The following is a 22,666-nucleotide window of genomic DNA, read 5'->3' as shown; positions in this document are numbered from 1 at the left end:
CTTGGTACCCGTGCGGGTTCTGGTGTTCATGACAGTCGCGCCGTCTGTGCGGTCGCGACGGCGGCGGCGATTTCGGCGAGTGAGCATTCGCTGGTGAGCAGGCGTTCCGGAAGTTCCACCGCGAAGGCGTTTTCCACCGCGTACACCAGCCGGACCTGAGCGAGCGAATCCCAGAGATCCATATCCCCGCGCGCGGTGCCGGGGCCGTGCGCGGCCGGTTCGCCGACGACGGTGGCGAACACCTCGAGCAGTTGGGGCATGACGTGATCAGTGGCCATGGTGCAGCCGGGCCTCTCGGATGTGGGGACTGCGCGGCAGTGCCCCATTGGTCAGTTCGTAGGTGAACACCGCGTTCTCGGCGGTGGACGCGGCCTCGGGAAGGAAGCCACGGCTCGGATACAGCTCACGCACCAGCGCATTACGCGCGGTCGGGAGATAACGGCCGGTCAGGCGCGCACATCCATGTGCGAGCGCCCATTCGGCGGCGGCGGCCAGCAGCTCGTCCTCGGCGGTGCGGCCGATCACCCGGCAGCTCAGCAGCAGGGTGTCTATCTCGGCGACGGCATTGTCGGTGTGTTGCTGGACCAGCAGCACACCGACAATGCCGTGATCGGCGAACCGGTCGCGCAGCCGCAGCGTGGCGGCGAACCACTGCGGGTCCTCGGCGATTTGCCGCACCCGGGCCGGATTGTGGCGGCGGGTGGTCGGATTGAACTGGTTGGTCTTGGCGAGCAGCTGGGCGGCCCGATCCACGGTGGCGGCCTCGATGGGCTCCACGGCCGCCTCCATATCGAGGCTGTCGAGGAATTCGCCGAGCGAACGCCCGGCCGCGAGTTCCTCCGCCGCGGCCAGCGCCCGATAGGACTCCTGCCGCGTGAAATCCTCCGCTGACAGTGTTCCCGGATGCAGCCACGGCAGGCCCGCCAGCGCGGCCGGGAACCGCGCCGGAGCCGGCGGCAGGCACAGCGTGCGCACCTCCGGATGAGCGGTGGCGACCTGCGCGCATTCGGCCGGATTGTCATCGACGAGCATCAGGCTGCCCAGCCCGAGCCGCAGCGTGGTCGAGATATCCTGCAGCTGTTCGGATTTCGGCCGCCAGTCGGCGCGGATGCAGGCGAAGTCCTCGATGCCGAGCACCATGCCCGGCGCTTCGGTGATGGCTTTCAGCGCCAGGTCGAGGTCGTTCTTACTGGCCACCGCGAGCAGGACGCCGCGTTCGGTGAGACCGCGCAGGTAGTGCTGGAAGGCGGCGAATGCCTCACCGTCGGGGCCGGTTCCGATGCGGATACCGTCGATGCCGTCCTCGCCGAGTACCCCGCCCCACAGGGTGCCGTCGAGGTCGACGACCACACAGCGCGCGGAAAGTCCGCGATCGGCGGCGACCGCATCGGCGATGGCCGTGGCCAGCCAGGGCAGGCTGTCGGCCGCGAACGGCTGGCGTACCCGGAACCAGCCGCGGGGATCATCCCAGTTCCGCAACCCGATCTGGGCGGCGAGTTGCTCGGTATCGACGAATCGCACCCGGTCCGCGGCCAATTCGGCCAGCCGGGCGTTCACCGCCCGCACCAGGCCCGACCGCGAGGCCTCGGTGCGCCAGGCCGCCGCGCCATAGGAATCCACGGCGGGCGGAACGAATCCGAGCTGCACGACCCTGATGCCGCGGCGGTCGGCGGCATCCCAGAGCGCGGTCCAGCGGCGAACGGTCTCGTCGACGGTGCCGGCCACATCGTGGTGAGTGCCGCACAGCACTGCGTAATCGCCTGTGCGCAACGCGGTCTGCGGGTCGAGCAGCACCTGTTCGAGTTGTCCGAAGGGGAATGGCACCAGCTCCGGTGTGATCCCGGCGCGCGCCCCGGCCAAGGGAATCAGCTCGGCCAGGAAATCGGTCGTGTAAGTCGCCAGGAGAGCGATGCGCACCGGGATGCCCAATGCCGCAATGGCTTCCCCGCTCTTCACCCGGCTGGCCCAGGCGGTGTAGCCGTCGGCGGGGGAGAGTTCGGTTGCGAGATGGGTGTTCACGAGTGGTCTCCCGTCGGCGAGGATGTCGCGGGCACCCGCGGTCCTGGTTCGAGTTCGGCCAGCTCCGAGAGAGTTTCGGCAAGACGGCCGGTATCGGCCGTCTTGCCGGACGCGGCCCGCATCCGGGCGTGCAGCAGCAACGGCGGCAGCGTGCGCCAGCGGGCCACCGCCTGCTCCCAATGCGCGCGTCCGGCCTCGTCGAGCAGACCCGGATCGTGTTCGGCCGCCCACAGCAACAGTTCGCGTTGTCGCAGGGCCTGCCAGAGATCATCGATCTGATCGAAATCGGCTTCGGTGCGCGCGAATCGGTAACGCGCCGCCAGGGCGCGCAGCGCATCCGGCCCGCTCAAACGGTCACGGTCGGCGGACATATGGCCGGTAGGTTTGAGTCCCTCCGAGCCGAGCCCGAATGGCCGCGGGCTCGGCTGAGGTAGCGGTGGATCGAGCCGGGGCGGGGATCGTAACGGATCGAGCGGGAGCCGTTGTTGGTCGAGCTGAGCGCGCAGCGGGTCGTGGTGGGACCCGAGCCGGGATTGCTGCCGGTCGGGGTCGGCGCGCTGCGGAGTGCGCTGGGCTCGTGCGGGATCGGCCTCGAGCCAGCGGTAGGTGCGGTGGGCGGCGATATCGGTGGTGCCGGCCATGGCCTCCTCGCGGAGGGTGAGGGCGCGGTCGGTGGCGCCGAGGCTCACTGCCCAGGTGCGGAGCTTGTCCGGGTCCGGGATGTGGACGCGGGTGCCCGGCTGGGGGCCGTACTCGGTGGTCATGCTGAGTGGGTCTTCGGCCACCCAGCCACCCTCGTCGACGATGGCCAGCCAGTGCGGTGCGTGCAGACGGCGGTGGCCGCGCTGCCAGGGGAGGCGGTAGGTGTCGGCGAGGATTACCGCCACGCCGTGCTCGGCGATCTGCGCGCTGATAGCGGAATACGCTGTGTCCCAGTCATTGTCGCCGGTGATGCGCAGGCCGAGGGCGGGTAGTGGTGGGGTGGCGTGGTGTTCGAAGCGGAGCAGCGCGGCGGCCGGAGTCACAGCCAGGAACGGGCCGTCCGCGAGGAGTGGACGCCACCACTGGGTTTCGCCGCGCGCTGCCAGTGCGCTCGCCAGTGCCGCCGTGAAGCAGGTCAGCTTGTCGCCGTGGGTGTGCAGTGCCGTGGTCATCGCGCCTCCGCCGGTGAGGTGATGCGCAGCCGCCGGAGGGTCGCGTCGAGATAGGCTCGGCGGGAGGCGGATCGCTGGATCTTGCCGCTGGAGGTGCGGGGAATCGCGCCGGGGGCGACCAGGACGACCTCGTGCACGCCTACCGCATGGGTGTCGAAGATGGCCTGCCGCACCGCGGTGCGCAGTTGATCGGCGGTGGTGTCGCCGTCGGTGGTGCCGAGTCGCAGCCTGGCCTCCACCAGCACCACGATCTGCTCGCGCCGTCCGTCGTCGATGCCGAAGATCGAGCAGCGGCCCGGCAGCACCAGCGAATGCGCTTGTTCGGCAGTGGTTTCCAGATCGGGCGGATACAGGTTGCGGCCGTCGACGATGATGAGGTCCTTGAGCCGGGTGGTGAGGTACAGCTCGTCGTCGTGCAGGAAGCCGATATCGCCGGTGCGCAGGTATCGGGCGCCGTCCGGGGGTGAGGTTTCGGCCTCGAATACCTCGGCGGTCTCCTCGGGCCGGCCGAAGTAGCCGGAGGCGATGGCCGGGCCGGTGACCCACACCTCGCCGAGCCGGTCCTCGGGCAATGGCGCCAGGGAGACCGGGTCGACGATCGTGATCCGGGTACCGGGCACCGCGGAACCGGCGCCGACGACGTCGGCGGCATTGTTGTCACGAGCATCGTTGTCGCCGGCATTGCTGTCAGCGGCATTGCTCTCGTCGGTACTGCTGTCGTCGGTACTGCCTACTACCGCGGCAACGCCTTCCGCGAGCAGGTCGCGATCCACCGTAAGGGTCTGGATCCCGCCCCGGGTGCGCCAGTTGACCGACACGATGAGCGTCGACTCGGCCAGACCGTAGCCCGCGCACAGCGTGGATTCCGACAGGCCGTACGGCCCGAAGGCGGCCTGGAATTTGCGCATGGTTTCGGCGCGCACCGGTTCCGCTCCCGCGAGGCTGTACCGCCAGCGGCTCAGATCCAGTTCGGTGCAGCGGTCGGGGGCGATGCGCTGGGCACAGAGTTCGTAGCCGAGATTTGGTGCGGCGGAGAAGGTCTGCTGCGGCAGGTCGCTGATGGCCTGCAGCCAGCGTTCCGGGCGGCGCAGGAAGGCCGAGGGCGACATCTGCACCACGCGATGCCCGCGGATGATGGGCAGCACCACGCCGACCATCAGGCCCATATCGTGGAAGAGCGGCAGCCAGCTGACGAAGGCAAGATCCTCGTCGGCGCCGAGATCGACACGGTCGAACACGTCGTACACCTGGCGGCCATTGGCGAGCAGGCCGCGGTGCGGGACCATCACGCCGGCGGGGGTCCGGGTGGAGCCGGAGGTGTACTGCAGCAGCGCGGTGTACTCGCCGTCCACGTCGGGCGGCTGCCAGGTGTCGGCGAGGGCGGCGTCGATCTCACCGGTGCTCAGCAGCATCCGGGTGATCCCTGACGGTGCGGCATCCAACCACGCTGTGACACCGGCTGTTTCGGCGTCGCTGGTGATCAGGCAGGCCGGATCGGCGTCCGCGCACACCGCGCCGAGGCGGTCGCCCGCATTGTGGGTGCCGGGCGGCGAGAGCGGCACGGCGGTGATCCCGGCGTAGAGGCAGCCGAAGAAGGCCGTCACATAATCCGCTCCGGGCGGCAGCAGTAGCGCGGCGCGCTCGCCCGGCTGTGCGACCTGGAGCAGTCCCGCGGCGAAAGCACGTGCGGCGGTATCGATCTCGGCGAAGGTCAGCGCCGTGGTGATGCCGTGCGCATCCCGTGGATCGGGATAGTCGACGACACTGTAGGCCACTGCCTCGGGACGCTGTGCGGCACAGGCCCGCAGGGCGCTGATCATGGTGTCGTGGCCGATGGCCGGCGCGGTGGGCGACGTCGCGGTCATGCTCGGACCTCCTGTCCGGTCGGCGTCAGGAATCCGATCGCCTGGAAGTAGTTCAGGTAGCGCAGGAACAGCTCGCGGGACACCGGCGGGCAGGGCACACCGGACTCGCGGACCGCCTCGTCGACCTCGAAACGCAGTGCGGGCGCGAGGCCTTCACCCGAACCGAGCAGGCCGAGCACGCGGTAGGAGGCCGACTCCGGTCCGGCCGCGGCCGCGTGGGCGGCGACCGCCGACTGCCACTCGGCGGCATCGACCAGGCGCAGCGGCCGGCCGGTCTCCCGCAACCAGCCGACGACGTCGTAGAAGGAGCACGGCTGTGGATTGCGCAGGTGATAGATACGCGTGCCGGGCTCGACACCCCTGTCGGCGTCCGACGGCAGCCGTCGCTGCGCGAGTTCGACCATCGCGGCAGCCGCATAGTCGGCCGGCGCGAGATCCACGGTGATATCGACCTCCGGTGCCAGCCCGACCTCCAGCGCGGCCTTGACCAGCAGCCAGAAGAAGTCCCCGGTCTGGCAAGCGCCGGTCCGGCTGTCGCCGCCGATGCGGCCGAGCCGCACGATATCCACCGGCAGCCCGCGGGTACCGGCCTCGCACACCAGCTGCTCCGCGACCCACTTGGTCTGCAGATAACCCAGCGACAAACGCGACGGATCCTGCGCGGGTGCCGGCGCACCCACCGTGCCCTCGACCCCGTCCCCGGGACCCAGCACATAGAGCGACGAAACGAAATGCAGTGGCGCACCGGCATTCCGCGCCAGCTCGATGATCTGCTCGGTGCCGGAAACGTTGGCCGCGCGCAGCACCCGATAGGGCAGCGCGAAATTCACGTGCGCCCCATTGTGATAGATCGCATCGATATCGCGGCCCAGCAGCAGGAAGTCCTTCTCGCTCAACCCGAACCGCGGTGCGCCGAGGTCACCGAGCACCGGCGAAACCCGATCGAAGTCCGTGCGGGGCAGCCCGAATCCGTCGAAGGTGCGCGCCAGCCGGTCGATGGCCGCACCCCGGCTGTCGGCCCGCACCAGGCAGTGCACCCGGAAGTCGGTGCGCTCCAACAGCTCACGCAGCAGGAAGGCACCGACGAAGCCGGTCGCTCCGGTCAGCAGGACCGCCCCGGTCCGGCCGCGCGCCGCGTCGCGCCCTGTCCAGGGGGCGGGCGGCCAGGCGGCGGTATGGGACCGTACTTCGGCGGTGTAGTCGATGATCTCCTCGATTGCTGTGCCGCCTTCCAGGAGGGCAGCGACTCCGGCCACGGTGGGGGCGGTGAAGAGGGAGCCGAGTGGGATGTCCTCGCCGAAGGTCTCTTTCAGGCGCAGCATGAGCTGGGCGGCGAGCAGGGAGTGGCCGCCGAGGTCGAAGAAGTCGTCGGTGCGGCCGATCGTGGGGACGCCGAGCACCTGGGTGAAGACGGCCGCGATGCGTTGTTCGAGTGGGGTGCGGGGTGGTTCGTAGGCGACCGGATTGCGGCGCAGGGCGGGGGCGGGGAGGGCGCGGCGGTCGAGCTTGCCGTTGGTGGTGAGTGGGAAGCGTTCCAGCACGAGCACTCCGGCGGGGATCATGTGCCGCGGCAGGCGGCGCGCCAGATGTGCGCGTACGGAGACGGCGAGGTCGTCGTGCGCCTTGACCCGCAGGGGATCCGACGCGACCGGTTCCGCAGGCCAGACCGCGGGGCGGGACGGAGCCGCGGGCAGGGCGATATCCCAGCGGGTCGCAACCACATCGAAGCGGCCGTCCGGGCGGCGTAAGGCTTCGATGCGATACGAAAGCTCCTCCGACAGAGCGAGATACGCCTCCGGATCGGCGCCGCCGGCGTCCGCCGCCAGTGCCCGCAACTCCGCCGCGCCGGCTCGGCCGCGTGCCGTCTCGGCAGCCGCGGCGAGCGGTCCGGACACGCGCTTGTCGATCAGGTCGGCGACGATGACCGCTGCGGGCTGCTCGCGCCGTAGTAGTTCGGCGAGCTGCGCCGGAGTGATGGCTGTGTCCAGCACACGGCTCGTGACGGGCTGACCGGCCTCGCCCGCGTAGAGCACCGCGTCGTAGCGGAACCGCGACATCTCATTGAGGTGGGCGCCGCGCCGCAATCGGATACGGGCACCGGAGAGGCGTGGGTGCGAGTCCGCGAAGTCCAGGAAATACCTGGGTGCGAGCAGCAATTCGGCATCCCGGTCGGCTGCCGTTCGTACCGCGGCGGCGAGTTCGGTTGCGCCTGCCGCCGGTGCGGCGGCCATCTCCACGGTGGTGTGGAAAGCATGGGCGAGACCGAGATCGCGGATATCGCCGAGGTAGAGGACGCCGTTCGGGGCCAATAGCTCGGCAGCCCGGTCGAGGACGCGGGTCAGGTATTCCGCGCTCGGGAAGTACTGGATGACCGAGTTGACGAGGATTACGTCATAGGGGCCGGTGAGGTCGTCCGGGAGACGGTCCGCGTCACCGAGGTGCAATCGCACGTGGGCGAGTTCCGGGTCCCCGGCGACGATATCGCCGCGGACCCGCTCCAACGCGGTGGACGACATGTCGGTGGCGTCGTAGACATCGCGGCCCGGCGCGAGGCGCGAGAGCAGTAGGCCCGTGCCGCAGCCGATTTCGAGAATGCGGCGCGGCTCGAGGGCCCGGACCGCGGACACCGTGGAGTCGACCCACTCGCGCATCTCTTCGTCGGGTATGGCGGCATTGGTGTATGAGCTGTTCCACCCGGTGATATCGAAATCGGCGGTGCTCCCGGCCCGCTGCTGGCCGTAGGTGGTATCGAAGACGGTCTCCCAATCGGAGACCTGATCCGATTCGGCGGCGTCGCGGTATACCTCCGGTCGCGGCGTGAGGTAGGCGACCAGTGCGACATTGCCGCCGGCGTCCTCCCGTGCCAGCACCACCGACTGCTCGACACCCGGATGCGCGTCGATGACGGACTCGATTTCACCGAGCTCGATGCGGAACCCGCGCACCTTCACCTGATGGTCGATGCGGCCCAGGTATTCCAGCTCGCCGTCGGCGCGACGGCGAGCCAGATCACCGGTGCGGTAGAGCCGCTCACCGCCGACCAGCGCGCTGGTGGAGAAGCGTTCCGCGGTCAGGTCGTCCCGATTCAGATAGCCGCGACCTACGCCCGCGCCGCACACGAACATCTCACCGGCCACGCCATCGGGGACCGGGCGACCGGCCGGGTCGAGCACCAGTACGCCGAGATCGGGCAGCGGGACGCCGATGAGACTGCCCGCGGCGGAATCCACGTCGGCTTCGGACAATTCGCGGTAGGTGACGTGCACCGTGGTCTCGGTGATGCCGTACATGTTCACCAGCCGGGCCGTCTCACCGTGCCGCCGGTACCAGGGGCGCAGGCCGGGGAGATCGAGGGCCTCGCCGCCGAAGATCACCCAGCGCAGCGCCGTCCGGTCACCGCGCGGCCCGTCCAGGGCGGGGATCAGCCGCAGGAACGCCGAGGGCGTCTGATTGAGCACCGTCACGCGCTCACGCACCAGCAACTCGGCGAATTGCTCGGTGGTGCGGCTGATCTCGCCGGGCACGACCACCAGCCGGCCGCCGTACAGCAGCGCGCCCCACATCTCCCACACCGCGAAGTCGAAGGAGTAGGAGTGGAACAGCGTCCACACGTCATCGGGGCCGAAATCGAACAGGCGCGCGCTGGTGGTGAACAGCCGGACGACATTGGTGTGCTCGATGATCACGCCCTTCGGGACACCGGTGGAGCCCGAGGTATAGATGATGTAGCACGGGTCGTGCGGGTCCGCAGGCAGTGATTCACCGCCGGCTGGGGCTTCCGTGTCGGCATCGGCGTCGGTGGCGTCGACGAGCAGCAGTCGCGGGCCGTCGGACCCCGGTAGCGCCGCCGCGAGCGCCTCGGTCGTGAGCACCAGGCGCGCACCGGAATCGGCGATCATGAACGCGGTGCGCTCGGCCGGATTCATCGGATCCAGCGGGACATAGGCCGCGCCGGCGTCGAGCACCGCGAGAATCGCGACCACGACGGCCGTGGACCGCTCCAGGTGAATGCCCACGAAATCACCGCGCCCGATGCCGTGGGCCCGGATCCGCCGCGCCAACTGCGAGGCCGCGGCGGCCAATTCGGCGTAGGTCAGGTGCTCGTCGCCATCGGTGACCGCCACCGCGGTGGGGGTGGGGATCGCCTGCAGATGGAACAGTCCGGGCAGATTGTGCAGTGCCGCAGCCGATTCCGTGACCGCGGGCAGCGCCGCGGCCAATGCGCGTTCACGCTCATCGGGTTCCAGGAAGTCCAGCTCGGGCAGCGGGGTATCCGGGTGCGCGACCACGGTGGCCAGCAGCGCCGTGAAATGCCGTGCGATCCCGGCGATGGTGGTCTCGTCGTACAGATCTGTGTCGTACTCGATCCCGCCGATGAGTTCGCCGTCGACCTGCCGCAGCGTGAGCAGTACATCGAATTTGGCGGTGCCGGAATGCACTTCGAGATACTCGGCGCGGATACCGGCGACATCGAGCTGCGGCATTGCGGTGTTCTGCAGTACCAGAGCGGTGCGGAACAGCGGTGAATGGCTCAGCTCCCGATCGGGCCGCAGCTGTTCGACGACGACATCGAACGGGGTCTCCTGATGGTCGAGGGCATCGAAGACCGTGGCCTGCTCGCGGGCCAGCAGCTCCCGGAAGGTCGGCGCGCCGGACAGATCCGTGCGCAGGGCCAGCGCATTGACGAAGAAGCCGATCAGCGGCTCCACCTCGGGCCGGGTGCGATTGGCGACCGGTGTGCCGACGGTGATGTCCTCGGCTCCGGTGTAATAACGGAGCAAAGCCTTGAATCCGGCCATGAGTGCGACGAAAAGCGTTGCGGGCCGCTGGCTTCGGCGCACCTGGGCGGCGAGATCGTTCAGTCCGGTGACCGTGTCCGCCGGAATGGTGAAAGAGAGCCTGGCGCCGCGATTTTCCGGGTTGGGGATACGCGGCCGATCGGGATGGAACGTCACCAGCGGCGGTTCGTCACCCAGGATGTGGCGCCAGTAGTCGAGATCGCGGTCGAAGGCGTCGCCGGTGGTCCGCTCGTGCAGCCAGGCGGCGTAATCGCCGTACTGCACCGGCAGCTCCGGCAGCGCCAGGGGACGGCCGGTGGTGAGGGCACCGTAGGCGGTCATGAGCTCGGTGGCGAAGACACCCAGCGACCAGCCGTCGGACACGATGTGGTGCATGGCGACCGCGAAGATCGACTCCGTCGCCGACAGACGGACCAGCAACACCTGGAAGAGCGGTCCCGACAGATCGAAGACGGTGCGGGCGAAGGCCTCGGCGCGCGCCACCGCGTCCTGCTCGGGTCGCTGCGAATCCAGTTCGGCACTATCCACGACGGTCATGCGGACCTCACCGGCCGGATGCACCACCTGAACCGGGAGGCCGTCGCGCAGTTCGATACTGGTGCGCAGAGCATCATGCCGGTCGATGACCGCGGCCAGCGCCTCGCGCAGGGCTTGGACGTCGAGCGGGCCGGACAGCCGCAGCGCCAGCGGCATGGTGTAGGTCGCGCGGCCGGGGAACAGCTGCTCCAGGAACCACAGTCGCTGCTGCGCGGCCGACAAGGGGACGGCTCCCGAGCGCTCGCGGCGGGGAATGGTGTGCCGTTCGGCGCGACCGGTGGCCCAGCGGTGCAGCAGTTCGCGGCGAGAGGCGCGGATATCAATGAGCTCAGGCATTTTCGGTGTGCTCCTCGATGGTTTCGCGGTCGTCCAGTAGCAGGGCGACCTCGCTGTCGGAGAGCTCGTCGAGCCGGTCGATCAGGTCGGCCGCGATGGCGTCGGCGACGCCCGCGATGGTCGGCCGGGCGAACAGGTCGGAGAGCACGACGCGCACGGGGAACACCGCGCGCAGCCGGGTGGCAATGTGCACGGCCAGCAGCGAATCCCCGCCCGCCTCGAAGAAATTCACATCGACGCCGACGCGATCCACACCCAGCGCCTCGCACCACACCTCGGCGACCTGCGTACGAATGGCGGCGAGGAATTCATCGCCGGTGTCGGCGGCTGGGTCGGACTCGGCGCCCGGCAGCGTGGTCGCAGGGGCGGCGATCGCCGGTTCGGCCTGGGGTCGCACGTCTGCACCGCGGGTGGCCGTTGCGGTCCGTTCGGCGGCTTTGGATGAAGTCGGCGTTCCGTCGTCCGCCGCGGCCTGCCCGCCCGCGGCGGCGGCCTGCCCGTCGTCGGCGGCGGTCTGCGTGGCGGCCTCGGCCATGACTGTCAGGGCCGCTGCATCGGCAGTGGGTACCTGAGCGTGGGCCGTCGAACGGGTGGCGGTCAGCGTGGTTGCGCGAGCCACGTGGCTCTCCGGTGGGTCGACCCAATAGCGTTGCAGGGCAAACGGATAGGTCGGCAGATTGACGAGTTGCGGTTCGCCCTTGCCGTGTATGGCGGCGAAGTTCGGTTCGAGGCCGGTGAGCCAGAGGCGCCCGGCGGCGGTCACAATGCGGGTGGCGGCGTCGGCGGAGTCATCGGTGGCGCCCTCCGCAGTGGCAGTGGCGGCAGTCGTGACAGTTGATACAGCTCGGTCGGCGGTGCGCAGGAAGGAGACCAGCGATCTGCCGGGGCCTACCTCCAGGCCGACGAGGGCCGGGTGGGTGCGGGTCAGTTGTTCGGCGGCCTCGCGGAAGCGGACCGTGCTCGTCATCTGCCTGGCCCAGTAGTCGGGATCGGTGGCCTGTGCTGCGGTGATCGGGGCGCCGGTGAGGTTGGACCAGAACGGTTCCCGGGGGGCGTGCCGCGTGACGGCGGCGACTTCGTGAGCGAATCGCGCTGCCGCCTCATCCATGAGCGGAGTGTGGAAGGCGTGCTCGACCAGCAGCACCGAGGTCGGTATCCGGTCTTGCGCCAGCGTCTCGGCCAGCCGTCGCACCGCCGCGGCGGAACCGGCCACGACACTGCGGGTGGCGGAATTGTCGGCCGCCGGCCATACATCCTCGGGCAGCCGGTCGGCCAGCTGCTGCGCACCGGCCGATACCGCGAGCATGGCTCCGGGCGGGGCCGCCGCCATGAGCCGCCCGCGCGCTACCACCAGGCGTAGCGCATCGGGGAGTTCGAAGACGCCGGCCAGGGTGGCGCACACGAGCTCTCCGAGGCTGTGCCCGAGCAGCTCTCGCGGCTCGGCCCCGAATTCGCGCCACATTTCCGCCAGCGCGTACTCGACGGTGAACAGCGCCACCTGCGCGTGTGCGGTGCCTGCCGGATCGCGCAGCGCCGCGTCCAGGTCGAATCCACTGTGTGAGCGCAACAATTGCGCGCAGTGGCGCAGCCGATCACCGAAGGCGGGTACTGCCGTGGCGATCTCGGTGAACACCGGCCCGACCGCGCTGCCCTGGCCGGGGAACAACCAGGCCAGCGCCGGAGCCGACGCCGCATGCCCGGTGAGGGGAGCGCGGAGCGCGGCTGCCGCCTCGGCGGTGTCGCGGGCGACCACCACCCGGCGGTGCGTGAACTTGCGCCGCCCGGCACTCAGCGTGTGGGCGATATCCGCGAGCGCATCGGGCGTCTCGTCGAGGTGGGCGGCCAGACGCTCGGTGAGGCGATCGGCGTCCGCCTCGGTGCGAGCCGAAACCAGCAGTGCGCGTGGGCCGTTCGCGGGTCCGGTTGCCGTGGCCGCCGGTGGCTCTTCGACGATGACATGCGCATTGGTGCCGCCGATCCCGAACGCGCTCACCGCGGCCCGGCGCGGTGCATCCGTGATGACATGCGCATTGGTGCCGCCGATCCCGAACGCGCTCACCGCGGCCCGGCGCGGTGCATCCGTCCACGACCGCAATTCGGTATTGACGAAGAACGGACTCGCCGCGAAATCGATCTCCGGATTCGGCCGGGTGAAATGCAGGGTCGGCGGCAGCACGCCCTCACGCACCGTGAGCACGGCCTTGATGAATCCGGCCACCCCCGCGGCGGCATTCAGATGTCCCACAGCGGATTTGGCGGAGCCGATAGCGCAGTACCCACGCTCCTGCGTGTGTTCCCGGTAGGCGTCGCTGAGCGCGGCCACCTCGATCGGGTCACCCAGTTTGGTGCCGGTGCCGTGCGCCTCGACATAGCCGATGCTGTCCGCGCCTATGCCCGCCACCGACAGCGCATCCCGGATCACCGCGCGCTGCCCGGCAATACCGGGCGCCGTGTAGCCGACCTTGCGGGCGCCGTCGTTATTGACCGCCGAACCGATGATCACCGCATGGATGCGGTTGCCGTCGGCGAGTGCGTCGCTGAGGCGCTTCAGCACCACCGCACCGGTGCCGGAGCCGAATACGGTGCCCGCGGCCTCGGCGTCGAACACCCGGCAGTGACCGTCGGGGGAGAGGATGGAGCCCTCCTCGTAGATATAGCCCGACTCCTGCGGCACCTGCACGCTCGCACCACCCGCCAGCGCGACATCGCATTCGAAGTCCAGCAGCGCCTGCACCGCCTGATGCACCGCCACCAGCGAGGTCGAGCAGGCCGACTGCACCGCCACGCTCGGGCCGGTGAGATCGAGCTTGTAGGACACCTTGCTGGCGAGGTAGTCGGACGCATTGCCGTGCAGGGCATGCAACTGGGCCGACGGACTGTCGAACAGGCGCGCGTGGCCGATCAGATTGCGCAGCAGGTAGGTACTCAGGCTGGCGCCCGCGAAAACACCGACGGGAGACGGGTTTTCCGATGGCACGATGCCCGCGTCCTCGAACGCTTCCCACGCGCAGAGCAGGAACAGCCGATGCTGCGGGTCGGTCAGCTGCGCTTCGCGCGCGGTCATCTCGAAGAACTCCGCGTCGAAGCGGTCGTAATCCCGCAGCGTGGATCCGGCGTGCACATAGCCCGCGGGCGGATCGGCGGGGCGGGTCGCATCCGGCAGCGGCCGAATCGATTCGTGACCGGCGCACAGGTTCCGCCAGTACGCGCCGACGGTGTCGGCGTCGGGGAAGCGGCAGGCCATGCCGACCACCGCGATGCGGAAATCATTGTCCACGGGGGTCATCGGATTCTCTCCTCGGTTTCCCGGGCGCCGGCCCGGTGACGGGTGCGTGCCGCGGCGGCCCGGCGTTGTAGTCCGCGATCGGCATCCGCGGCCGGTGCGGTGCGGCCCTCCAGCAGCCGGGCCAGGTCCTCGACCGTCGGCGCCGCGAACAGATCGGTCATCGCCAGCTGCACGCCCAGGCGGCGCTCCAGCAGCCCGCGGGCCCGGGCGAGGGCCAGCGAATGCCCGCCGAGGTCGAAGAAGTTCTGTCCCAGCCCTACTTCGCGATCCAGCACCTGCGCCCACACCTCCGCGACGACCCGTTCCAGCTCGGTCCGCGGTGGTGTCCACGCCGGCTCGGCGACCGGCAGGATGCGGGGCAATCGGCGCTCGTCGAGCTTGCCGGTGAGTCCACGCGGCAGTTCGGCGAGCACCGCGAGAGCGGACGGAATCATGTAGTCGGGCAGGCGAGTTCGCATGAAGGCCGTCAGCTCGTCGGCATCGGGCCGCAGCGGGCCGTCCTGGGTGACGTAGGCGACCAGGCGGGGCTCACGCGCCGCCGGATCCAGCACGACAGCCGCTTCACCGACCGTCGGATGCCCGCGCAGCACGGTCTCCGCCTCACCCGGCTCGACCCGGTGCCCGCGAATCTTGACCTGCCGATCGACGCGTCCGGCATAGACGAGGCGGCCGTCGGTGAGCCGCCGCGCCAGATCGCCGGTGCGATAGAAGGAGCCCGCGGGATCGGTACCGAAGACCTTGCCGGTCAGCTCCGCCCGCTCCCAGTAGCCCAGCGCGACATGCGGGCTGTGCAACACGAGTTCACCGAAAACCTCGGTGGGGAAGCCGTTTTCGTCGACGAGCCCGGCCTCGACGCCCGCCACCGGACGGCCGATCGGCACGCCCGCGCGATCGGCATCGGCCGCGGTCACCGCATGCTGCAGCGCCACCGAGCATTCCGTGGGCCCGTACAGGCTCACCAACCGGCAGTCCGGGCCGAAATGGCGTTGGAAGTCCAGCACATCGCCGCGCACCACCTGCTCACCGCCGAGCCCGACGATGCGGATTTTCGACGGCAGCCACGGCTCCTCGGTATCGCTGAGCAGATAGCGGAACAGCGTCGGAGTGCAGTGCAGGACGGTGACGCCGGCACTGTCGAGCTCGGCGCGCAGGGCGGCGGGACCGAACAGGTGCGGATCGATCACATGCAATTCCGCGCCCGCCACGGCCGCGCCGAAGGAATTCAGGATGCCCGCGTCGAAGGTGTAGCGCGCGGGTGCGGCGACCACATCGCCCGGTCCGATCCGCAACCGCCGCGCATAGCGCACGGCATGCGCGAGCGCGGATTCCGAACTCTGTGCCACGCCTTTCGGGCGGCCGGTGGAACCGGACGTGTAGGTGATGTACGCGGGGCCGCCGGCGATCGAGGCGGGGATCAGATGATCGACCGGTACCGGCCGGAAGTGCGCCTCACCAGGCTGATCGCACACCGGCAGAATGCGGGCCGATCCCGCGATCTTGCGCGCGGTGTCGACCAGCGACGGATCGCACAGCAGCGCCGCGATTTTCGCCTCTTCGACAATGGTGAGCAGGCGGTCGAGCGGAGCCCTCGGGTCCAGCGGCACGTAGGTGACACCGGCCCGCAGGGCCGCCCACACCGCCACGAAACTCTCCGGTGTGTGGCGATAGAGCAGTCCGACCCGGCCACCGGCGACCCCGGTGCGCAACAACAGTCGTGCGGTGTCCTCGGCAAGCATGTCGAGTTCCGCATAGGTGATGCTGTGCTCGTCATTGCTCAGCGCGGTGGCGTGACCGCGAACCACGGCGACCTGGGCGAGCCGTTCGCCCAGGGTCTCACCGGATTCCGCTTCCGGCGTGGCGGGAGTGCCGGGCAATTCCCAGCCGGTGGAGGCGTCGCGCGCGATCGGATCGCCGAGCGACAGCTCGTGCAGTGCACCGTCCGGCCGGGCGGCGACGCTCGCCAGCGCGCCCGCATAATGCCGCAGCAAGCGGCGCGCGGTGTCGGAATCGTAGAGATCGGTGCTGTATTCGAGGGAGAGCCGGGGCTCGTCACCGGTTTCGTCGACGGTGAGATCCAGATCGAGTTTGGCGGTCCGACGCGGTGCGTCCACGAGTTCGGCTCGCAGCCCGGCCATATCGAGGACCGGCGGCGGGGTGTTCAGATAGTTGAACATGATCTGCGCCACCGGCGTCCGGCTCAGATCCCGATCCGGCGCCACGGCCGAGATCACCCGCTCGAACGGGCAGTCCTGGTTCGCGTACGCCGACAGCAGGATCCGGCCGACGTCGGCGGCCAGATCGGTGAAGGGCTGCGTCGGATCCAGCTCGACGCGCAGGGCCAAGGTATTGAGGAAGCAGCCGATCAACGGCTCGGTCGCCGAGCGGGTACGGCCCGCAATAGGTGCGGCCACGACCAGATCGCGCTGGTGGATATGGCGATGCAGCACCACATAGAACGTGGCCAGCAAGACCGCGAAGACGGTGACGCCCTGGTCCGCGGCGATCTTCCGCACGGCGGCAAGGACTTCCGGGTCCACCGCGGCTCGCTCGACCGCGCCGTGGGAGGTACGGCGCGCCGGCCGCGGGCGGTCACCGGGAACCTCGGTGACGGGAGCGTCGGCCAGTGCGATGCGCCAGTGCTCGAGCTGGTCGTCCATGCGGGTCGCATTGTCGCGCTGCCAGATCGCGTAATCGGCGTATTGCACCGCGAGCGTTGGCAATTCGGCTGTCGCACCGGAGGACTCGGCAGTCCTGGCGGATAACTCGGCCTGATAATGCGCGGAGATCTCCTGGCTCAGTACGGCGATGGACCAGCCGTCGCACACGATGTGATGCAGGGCGATCAGTAGCAGGTACTCGTCCGGGCCGGTCGCGATCAGGTGATACCGCCACAGCGGACCCGCTGCCAGGTCGAAGGGTGCTCCGGAAAGGGCTGCCGTGATGGTGTTTTCGGCAGACTCGCGCTCGGTGGGTGAGTGCTCGGTCAGATCCGTGACCGGCAGCGGGCGCGGTGTGTGCGGGCGGACCTGCTGGCGCAGTTCCCCGTCGTCGGTCGTCAGGTAGACGGTGCGCAGCACCTCGTGCCGCTCTTCGACGCGGGCGAGCGCCGCCTGCAGTGCGCCGGTATCGATGCTGCCGTGCAGGCGCAGGCCGCCCGGCATGATGTAGGTGCTGTTTCCCGGGTCCAGGTTCTCCAGGAACCACAGGCGCTCCTGGGCGTAGGAGACCGGCAGCAGATCGTTCGCCGTGCGATCCGCGGGTCGCAGCGAGTTCTCTTCCGTCGCAGCCGATTCCAATAGCTGCGCCGCGCGCGCCAGGGTGGGGCGTTCGAACAGTTCACGCAGGGAGACCGCGACACCGAACTCGTCCAGCAACTGCGACAGCAGCCGGGTCGCGGCCAGGGAGGTGCCGCCGAGCAGGAAGAAGTCGTCGTGGCGGCCGACCGCCGGCACATCCAATGCCTGCGCCCACAATTCGGCGAGCCGGATCTCCAGCGGGCCGGCGGGAGCTTCGAAGTCCGGCACCGTGTTCGGTAGATCCGTGTGTGCCGCAGTGCGATCCGGGACGGCCGGAATCTGCGTCGTGGACGGTCGTATGAGGCGGTCCAGGACGGGCTCGGTCGCCTGGACGGGTGCGGTCTCCCGAGTCCAGGACAATAATGCGCGGCCCAGCTGCCAGCCGATGCCGTAGGCATCCCCGGCTGCCCGAGGATCCACCTCGGTGACGACGGCTCGGGTCGACAAAGCCTGGTCGGGGACGTATCCGGTGGGAACGACCGTCAGCAGGGTCGCCCCGACGGGGACGTACTGCCCGGCCGGACCCGGCGTGGCCGCCGCGTCTCCGGCAGCGAAACCGGCCGCGGTGACGAGCAGATCTATCCGGCCTTGTATCTCGATACTGCTCTGCGCCGCTTCGGTTTTCGTCTCGGCCGTCACCCGGGCCGGGATGCCGCCGCGATGCAGTGCCGCGGCCAGCCCCAGCGTGATCCCTTCCGCGTCCGGCCCGGCCACCGCGACCGCGAGATGCCGTCGCTCGCACAGCAACTCCGCCACGGCGATACCCGGATCGTTGGTCGTAGCCGCCACGATGGCGAGGAAATCGCGGGTCAGCGCGTGCGCGGCGGAGCGGTCCAGCAGCGCCGTGTTGTAGGTCAGCTCGCAGACCAGCTCCGCATCGGCCTCGGCGACATGCAGCACCAGGTCGTACAGCGTCGCGCCGGTATCGATCGAATGCCATTCCACGCTCAGGCCGAAGCGGCTCAGATCCGGGCGATGCAGCCGCTGCTGCACGAACAGCACCTGGAAGACCGGACTGAACCGCGGATCCCACGGTCCGCCGATCTGCTCGACCACCGACTCGAACGGGACCGTCTCGTCCTCGTAGGCCGACAAGGCGCTGTCGCGGACCAGCCGCAGCAGATCCGTGAACGCCTGCCAGGCGGCCACCTCGGAGCGCACCGGGACGGTGTTCACGAAATGACCTACGGTGCCGGACAGTTCGTCGTGCGGACGGGCGGCCATGGGGATTCCGATGGCGAAATCGTCCTGCCCGGTGTGTGCCGCCAGCGCCACCTGATAGCAGGCCAGCAACCAGACGAAGGGCGGAACGCCCTGTGCCGCGGCGGCTTCCCGGATGGCGGCGCTCAGCTCCGGCGAGATCGGCTGATGGATGCGGGCCCCGTCGTTGGTCACGCGGTGCGGGCGGGGCAGTCCGATCGAGACATCCAGCGGCGGTGTGCCATCCAGCAGGCGGGCCCGCCGGTCGATGGCGGCCGCGCGGGGTGACTGCCGTTGCAGCCATTCCGCGTAATCGGCGTACTGGCGCTGTGGCGGCGCCGGCGGCAGACCACCGGTGCGTGCGCCGTAGGCGGCCCACAGCTGATCGATCAGGAGCGGGATCGACACACCGTCCAGCACCAGGTGGTGTGCGGTGACCGCGAGTATCCAATCGGTGTCCGCCAGGCGCAGCAGCAGCCAGCGCACCGGCGGTCCAGAGGTCAGCTCGAATGGCGCGGTGGCGAAGGCGGAGAGCAGTTCATCGGCGGCGTCCGTGCGGGCCTCGCCGGGCAGCAACCGCAGATCCTCGGTGCGCCAGTCGATACCGATATCGTCGCGCACCCGCGCCGATAGACCCTGCGCGTCCTCGGCGAACACTGTACGCAACGCGTGTTGATTTGCTGCGACCGCGACCGCGGCCTCCCGCAGCAGGTGCGTATCCAGTGTTCCGGTCAGCCGCAGGCCCAATGGCACGTGATAGACGGCGGCATTGCTCGCCAGCTGCTCGTGCAACCGGATGCCGCGCTGGGCGGGCGTCGCCGGAAACGGCCCGGTGCCCGTGCGCGGCGGGATGCCGTAAGTGGTAGTGCCCGCATCGCGTTTGGCGCGCAGGCGTTCGAGGGCCAGATTGCTAGCTGGTGAGTTCATGATCTTTCTCCAACACTGCGTTCGCCTGTTCGATCAGCAGTCGCTCCAGCGTCGCGGCCACGGACGCCACCGTCGGTTCGGTGAAGACCAGCCGTAGCGGGAACTCGATGTCGAACAGCTCTCGGACCCGATGCGCGAACCGGGTGGCCAGCAGGGAATGCCCGCCGATACGGAAGAAGTTCTCGAAGACGCCGACCCGCTCGACCCCGAGCAGTTCCGCCCATTGCTCGGCGACGAACTGCTCGTATTCGGTGCGCGGAGCCACGTAATCGGCGTCCGCGGCGAACAATCCGGTCGGCGGCAGCGGTTCGGGCGGCTCGATGCGCGGGAGGCCGTCGGCGATCCGGTACGAGCCGCGGTCGAACGGATACAGCGGCAGCCGGACAGGTGGCCGGGGCGTCGGATCGACTGCTGCCCAGTCGATCTCGTGACCGTGCACGTGCAGTTCGGCGACCGAGGACAGCAGCACGGTGAGATCGTCGAGATCGCGGGCCAGTGAGGGGACCGCGATACCTGCTCGATCATGGTGGCGGAGCAGGCTCTTCACCATGCCGCCCAGCACCGGATGCGGGCCGATCTCCACGAAATCGTGCACGCCGGCCTCGATCATGGCGCTCACGGCCTCCGCGAAGGCGACCGGACGGACCACCTGATCCACCCAGTAGTCCGCGTCCAGCAGGCCGCCGTCGACCCGGCCGCCGGTGACCGTCGAATAGAAGGAGATATCGCCCCCGGACGGTGCGAATGCCGTCAGACCCGAGGCGAATTCCGGTACGGCGTCCCGCATGGCGGGAGAGTGGAAGGCATAGTCGCCGGGCAAGCGCCGGGTCAGCACCGCCTCGCGCTCCCAGCGGGCGAGAGCGGTCTCCACGGCCGTGGTCTCGCCGGAGAGCAACGTCCAACGCGGAGCATTGCGACCGGCGATGTGCACGCCCGGCGGCAGCCCGGCTTCGGCCTCCGCGACAGGCAGATTCACCACCGCCATCGACCCATTGCCCCGGACCCGCGCGGTAGCGCGTGCACGCGCGGCGATGATGCCCGACGCCGTGGCCAGATCCAGCACGCCGGCGACGTGTGCCGCGGCGATCTCGCCGACACTGTGCCCGGCCACGGCCGCCGGAACGACGCCCCAGGACCGCCACAGCTCGGCCACCGCCACCTGCACGGCGAAGATGACGGGCTGCGCCACCCCGGTATCGGACAGCGCCTCGGCGTCCCGGCCGCGCTCGACCACGGCGAACGGCGACCAGCCCAGCAGCGGGCGCAGCTCCCGATCCACCGCCATCAGGGCATCACGGAAGACCGGTTGCCGCCGAATCAGGGTGCGGCCCATGCCGATCCACTGATTGCCCTGACCGCTGAACACGAAGCCGACCGGACCCGCCGCGCCACGCGGCGTCTTCGCGGCAGCCGCGCCCCACGGCAAGGAACCGGATGCCACCGCGCTGAGCCGTTCGCGCAACTCCTCGTGGTGTGTGGCGACGATGCCGACCCGGAACGGGTGATGCGCGCTGCGCCTGGTCGATGCGTACGACAGCGCAGCCAGATCGGGTCGGTGCGGACCGTCCAGCAGGCCCAGCCAATTGCCGAGCTGTGCCAGTGTGGCCTGCTCGCTACGGCCGGAAACCAGGAACACACCAGGTGTTCCGGGCGCCGGTGCGGGCTCGGCGGCAGCGGGAGCCTCGGCGAGGACGACATGCGCGTTGGTGCCGCCGAAACCGAAGGAACTGACCCCGGCCAGCGCCGGACCGTCATGTGCCGGCCAATCCGCGTTTGCGGCAGCCACGGTGAAGGCCAGCTGCTCGAAATCGACATGGCTGCTGGGGGTCTCGAAGTTCAAGTTGCCCGGAACCTGCCGATGCCGCAGGGCCAGTGCGGTCTTGATCAGGCCCATGATTCCCGCAGCGGCCTCGAGATGGCCGAGCACGGTTTTGACCGACCCGACCACTGTCTTCGCGGAACCCGTCTCGGCCGGCTCCTCGGACCGGTCGGCGAGCACCGTGTGCAGCGCCCGCGCCTCCACGGCATCGCCCAGCGCGGTTCCCGTGCCGTGCGATTCGATGTACTGGAGATCGGCGGCGCCGACCCCCGCGCGCCGATGTGCCCGGTGCAGCACATCCACCTGCGCGCCGAAGCTCGGCGCGGTCAGCCCATTGGTCCGGCCGTCCTGGTTCACGGCACTGCCCAGCAGCACCGCATACACGTGATCGCCGTCGCGTTCGGCCAGTGCCAAGGGTTTCAACACCACGGCGCCGCACCCTTCGCCCCGGACGTAGCCGTCGGCGCGATCGTCGAAGGTCTTGCAGCGACCGTCTGCGGCCAGCATCCCGGCTTCGGCCAGCGCATCGGTGATGCCGGGCTCGAGCGTCAGGTTCACGCCGCCGGCCACGGCCAGTTCGCAATCCCCGTCGTGCAGGCTGCGCAGGGCCAGATGCACCGCGACCAGCGAGGACGAGCAGGCGGTGTCCACGCTGAGGCTCGGGCCGCGCAGATCGAACAGATAGGACAGCCGATTGGCGGCCAGACTGGCGGCATTGCCGGTCACGGCCGCGATCGGTAGTCCGGTACGCCCGGCCGGGTCGAGGTCGCGGGCGTTCTCACCGGAACTGATGCCCACGAACACGCCGGCGGCGGTGCCGGCGAGCCGGGCCGTGGGGACGCCCGCATCGGCGAAGGCGTCGGCGACCGTCTCGGCGAGCAGGCGATGCTGCGGATCCATATAGGCGGCTTCATCGGCGGCGATGCCGAAGTAACCGGCGTCGAAGGCGTACGGGTCGGGCACGAACGAGCCGAACCGCGGACCCGCTTGATCACAACGATGATCGGGTGTCTTGCCGACCAATTCCTCACCGCGCCATAGCGTTTCCCATAGTTGTTCGGGCCCGCGCCGATCGGCGGCTACACACCCGATGCCGATGATCGCGATCGGTTCCTGTGCGCGGTGGGCGAGCACGGGCTCCGGCAGAGATGGGGATGTGGGGGAGTCCGGCGCCGCTTCGCCGGCGAGGCCGTCGGCCATGGCCCGCACGGTCGGGTACTGCCACGGCAGATCCGGGGGCAGCGACCGCCCGAGCCAGGTCGACATCCTGCCGACCAGGACCACCGCGACCGCGGAGGTGAGGCCGAAGTTCGCGAAGGGCTCGGTGAGGGCTATCTCGGTAGTCCCGGTGTCCAGCAGTTCTGCCAGGTTGCGCACCAGGAAGTCACTGATCTCGTCGGCGCTACGACGAACCGATTCGGTCGACAT

At 69.6% G+C, this 22,666-nt stretch carries 8 protein-coding genes; all 8 read right to left on the bottom strand.

The features are described from left to right. Nucleotides 1-26 precede the first annotated feature (26 nt). The 8 genes from ACIP5Y_RS27850 to ACIP5Y_RS27815 are packed head-to-tail and all read right to left on the bottom strand — an operon-like array spanning nt 27 to nt 22,666. Complete coding sequence (locus tag ACIP5Y_RS27850) at nt 27-278, bottom strand: acyl carrier protein (protein ID WP_400354367.1); 252 nt, start codon at nt 276-278, stop codon at nt 27-29. Next, nucleotides 268-2,019, bottom strand: coding sequence for an HAD-IIIC family phosphatase (locus tag ACIP5Y_RS27845; RefSeq protein ID WP_400354365.1), 1,752 nt, complete (start codon nt 2,017-2,019; stop codon nt 268-270). Before ACIP5Y_RS27845 ends, ACIP5Y_RS27850 begins: the two co-directional genes overlap by 11 nt. Then, nucleotides 2,016-3,173: a hypothetical protein gene (locus ACIP5Y_RS27840; RefSeq protein ID WP_400354364.1), complete on the bottom strand. Its 1,158-nt coding sequence runs from the start codon at nt 3,171-3,173 to the stop codon at nt 2,016-2,018. Before ACIP5Y_RS27840 ends, ACIP5Y_RS27845 begins: the two co-directional genes overlap by 4 nt. Continuing rightward, nucleotides 3,170-5,038 carry a fatty acyl-AMP ligase gene (locus ACIP5Y_RS27835; protein WP_400354363.1) on the bottom strand — a complete coding sequence of 623 codons (1,869 nt, stop codon included), beginning with the start codon at nt 5,036-5,038 and terminating at the stop codon, nt 3,170-3,172. The genes ACIP5Y_RS27840 and ACIP5Y_RS27835 overlap by 4 nt, the downstream gene beginning before the upstream one ends. Then, the gene (locus ACIP5Y_RS27830; RefSeq protein WP_400354362.1) at nt 5,035-10,710 is read right to left on the bottom strand and encodes an amino acid adenylation domain-containing protein; all 5,676 of its coding nucleotides are present in this window, start codon (nt 10,708-10,710) and stop codon (nt 5,035-5,037) included. Before ACIP5Y_RS27830 ends, ACIP5Y_RS27835 begins: the two co-directional genes overlap by 4 nt. Next, a complete protein-coding gene (locus ACIP5Y_RS27825; RefSeq protein ID WP_400354361.1) occupies nt 10,703-13,996 on the bottom strand; it encodes a type I polyketide synthase in 3,294 nt (1,097 codons plus the stop codon). The genes ACIP5Y_RS27830 and ACIP5Y_RS27825 overlap by 8 nt, the downstream gene beginning before the upstream one ends. Then, nucleotides 13,993-19,419, bottom strand: coding sequence for a condensation domain-containing protein (locus ACIP5Y_RS27820; protein WP_400354360.1), 5,427 nt, complete (start codon nt 19,417-19,419; stop codon nt 13,993-13,995). The genes ACIP5Y_RS27825 and ACIP5Y_RS27820 overlap by 4 nt, the downstream gene beginning before the upstream one ends. Beyond that, on the bottom strand, nt 19,403-22,666 hold the full coding sequence (locus ACIP5Y_RS27815; protein WP_400354359.1) for a type I polyketide synthase: 3,264 nt from the start codon (nt 22,664-22,666) through the stop codon (nt 19,403-19,405). Before ACIP5Y_RS27815 ends, ACIP5Y_RS27820 begins: the two co-directional genes overlap by 17 nt.

It is taken from the genome of Nocardia sp. NPDC088792 (assembly GCF_044750615.1).
Lineage (GTDB): Bacteria > Actinomycetota > Actinomycetes > Mycobacteriales > Mycobacteriaceae > Nocardia.
The sequence above is the reverse complement of the archived record's forward strand: the minus strand, read 5'-3'. Positions and strand labels throughout refer to the sequence as shown.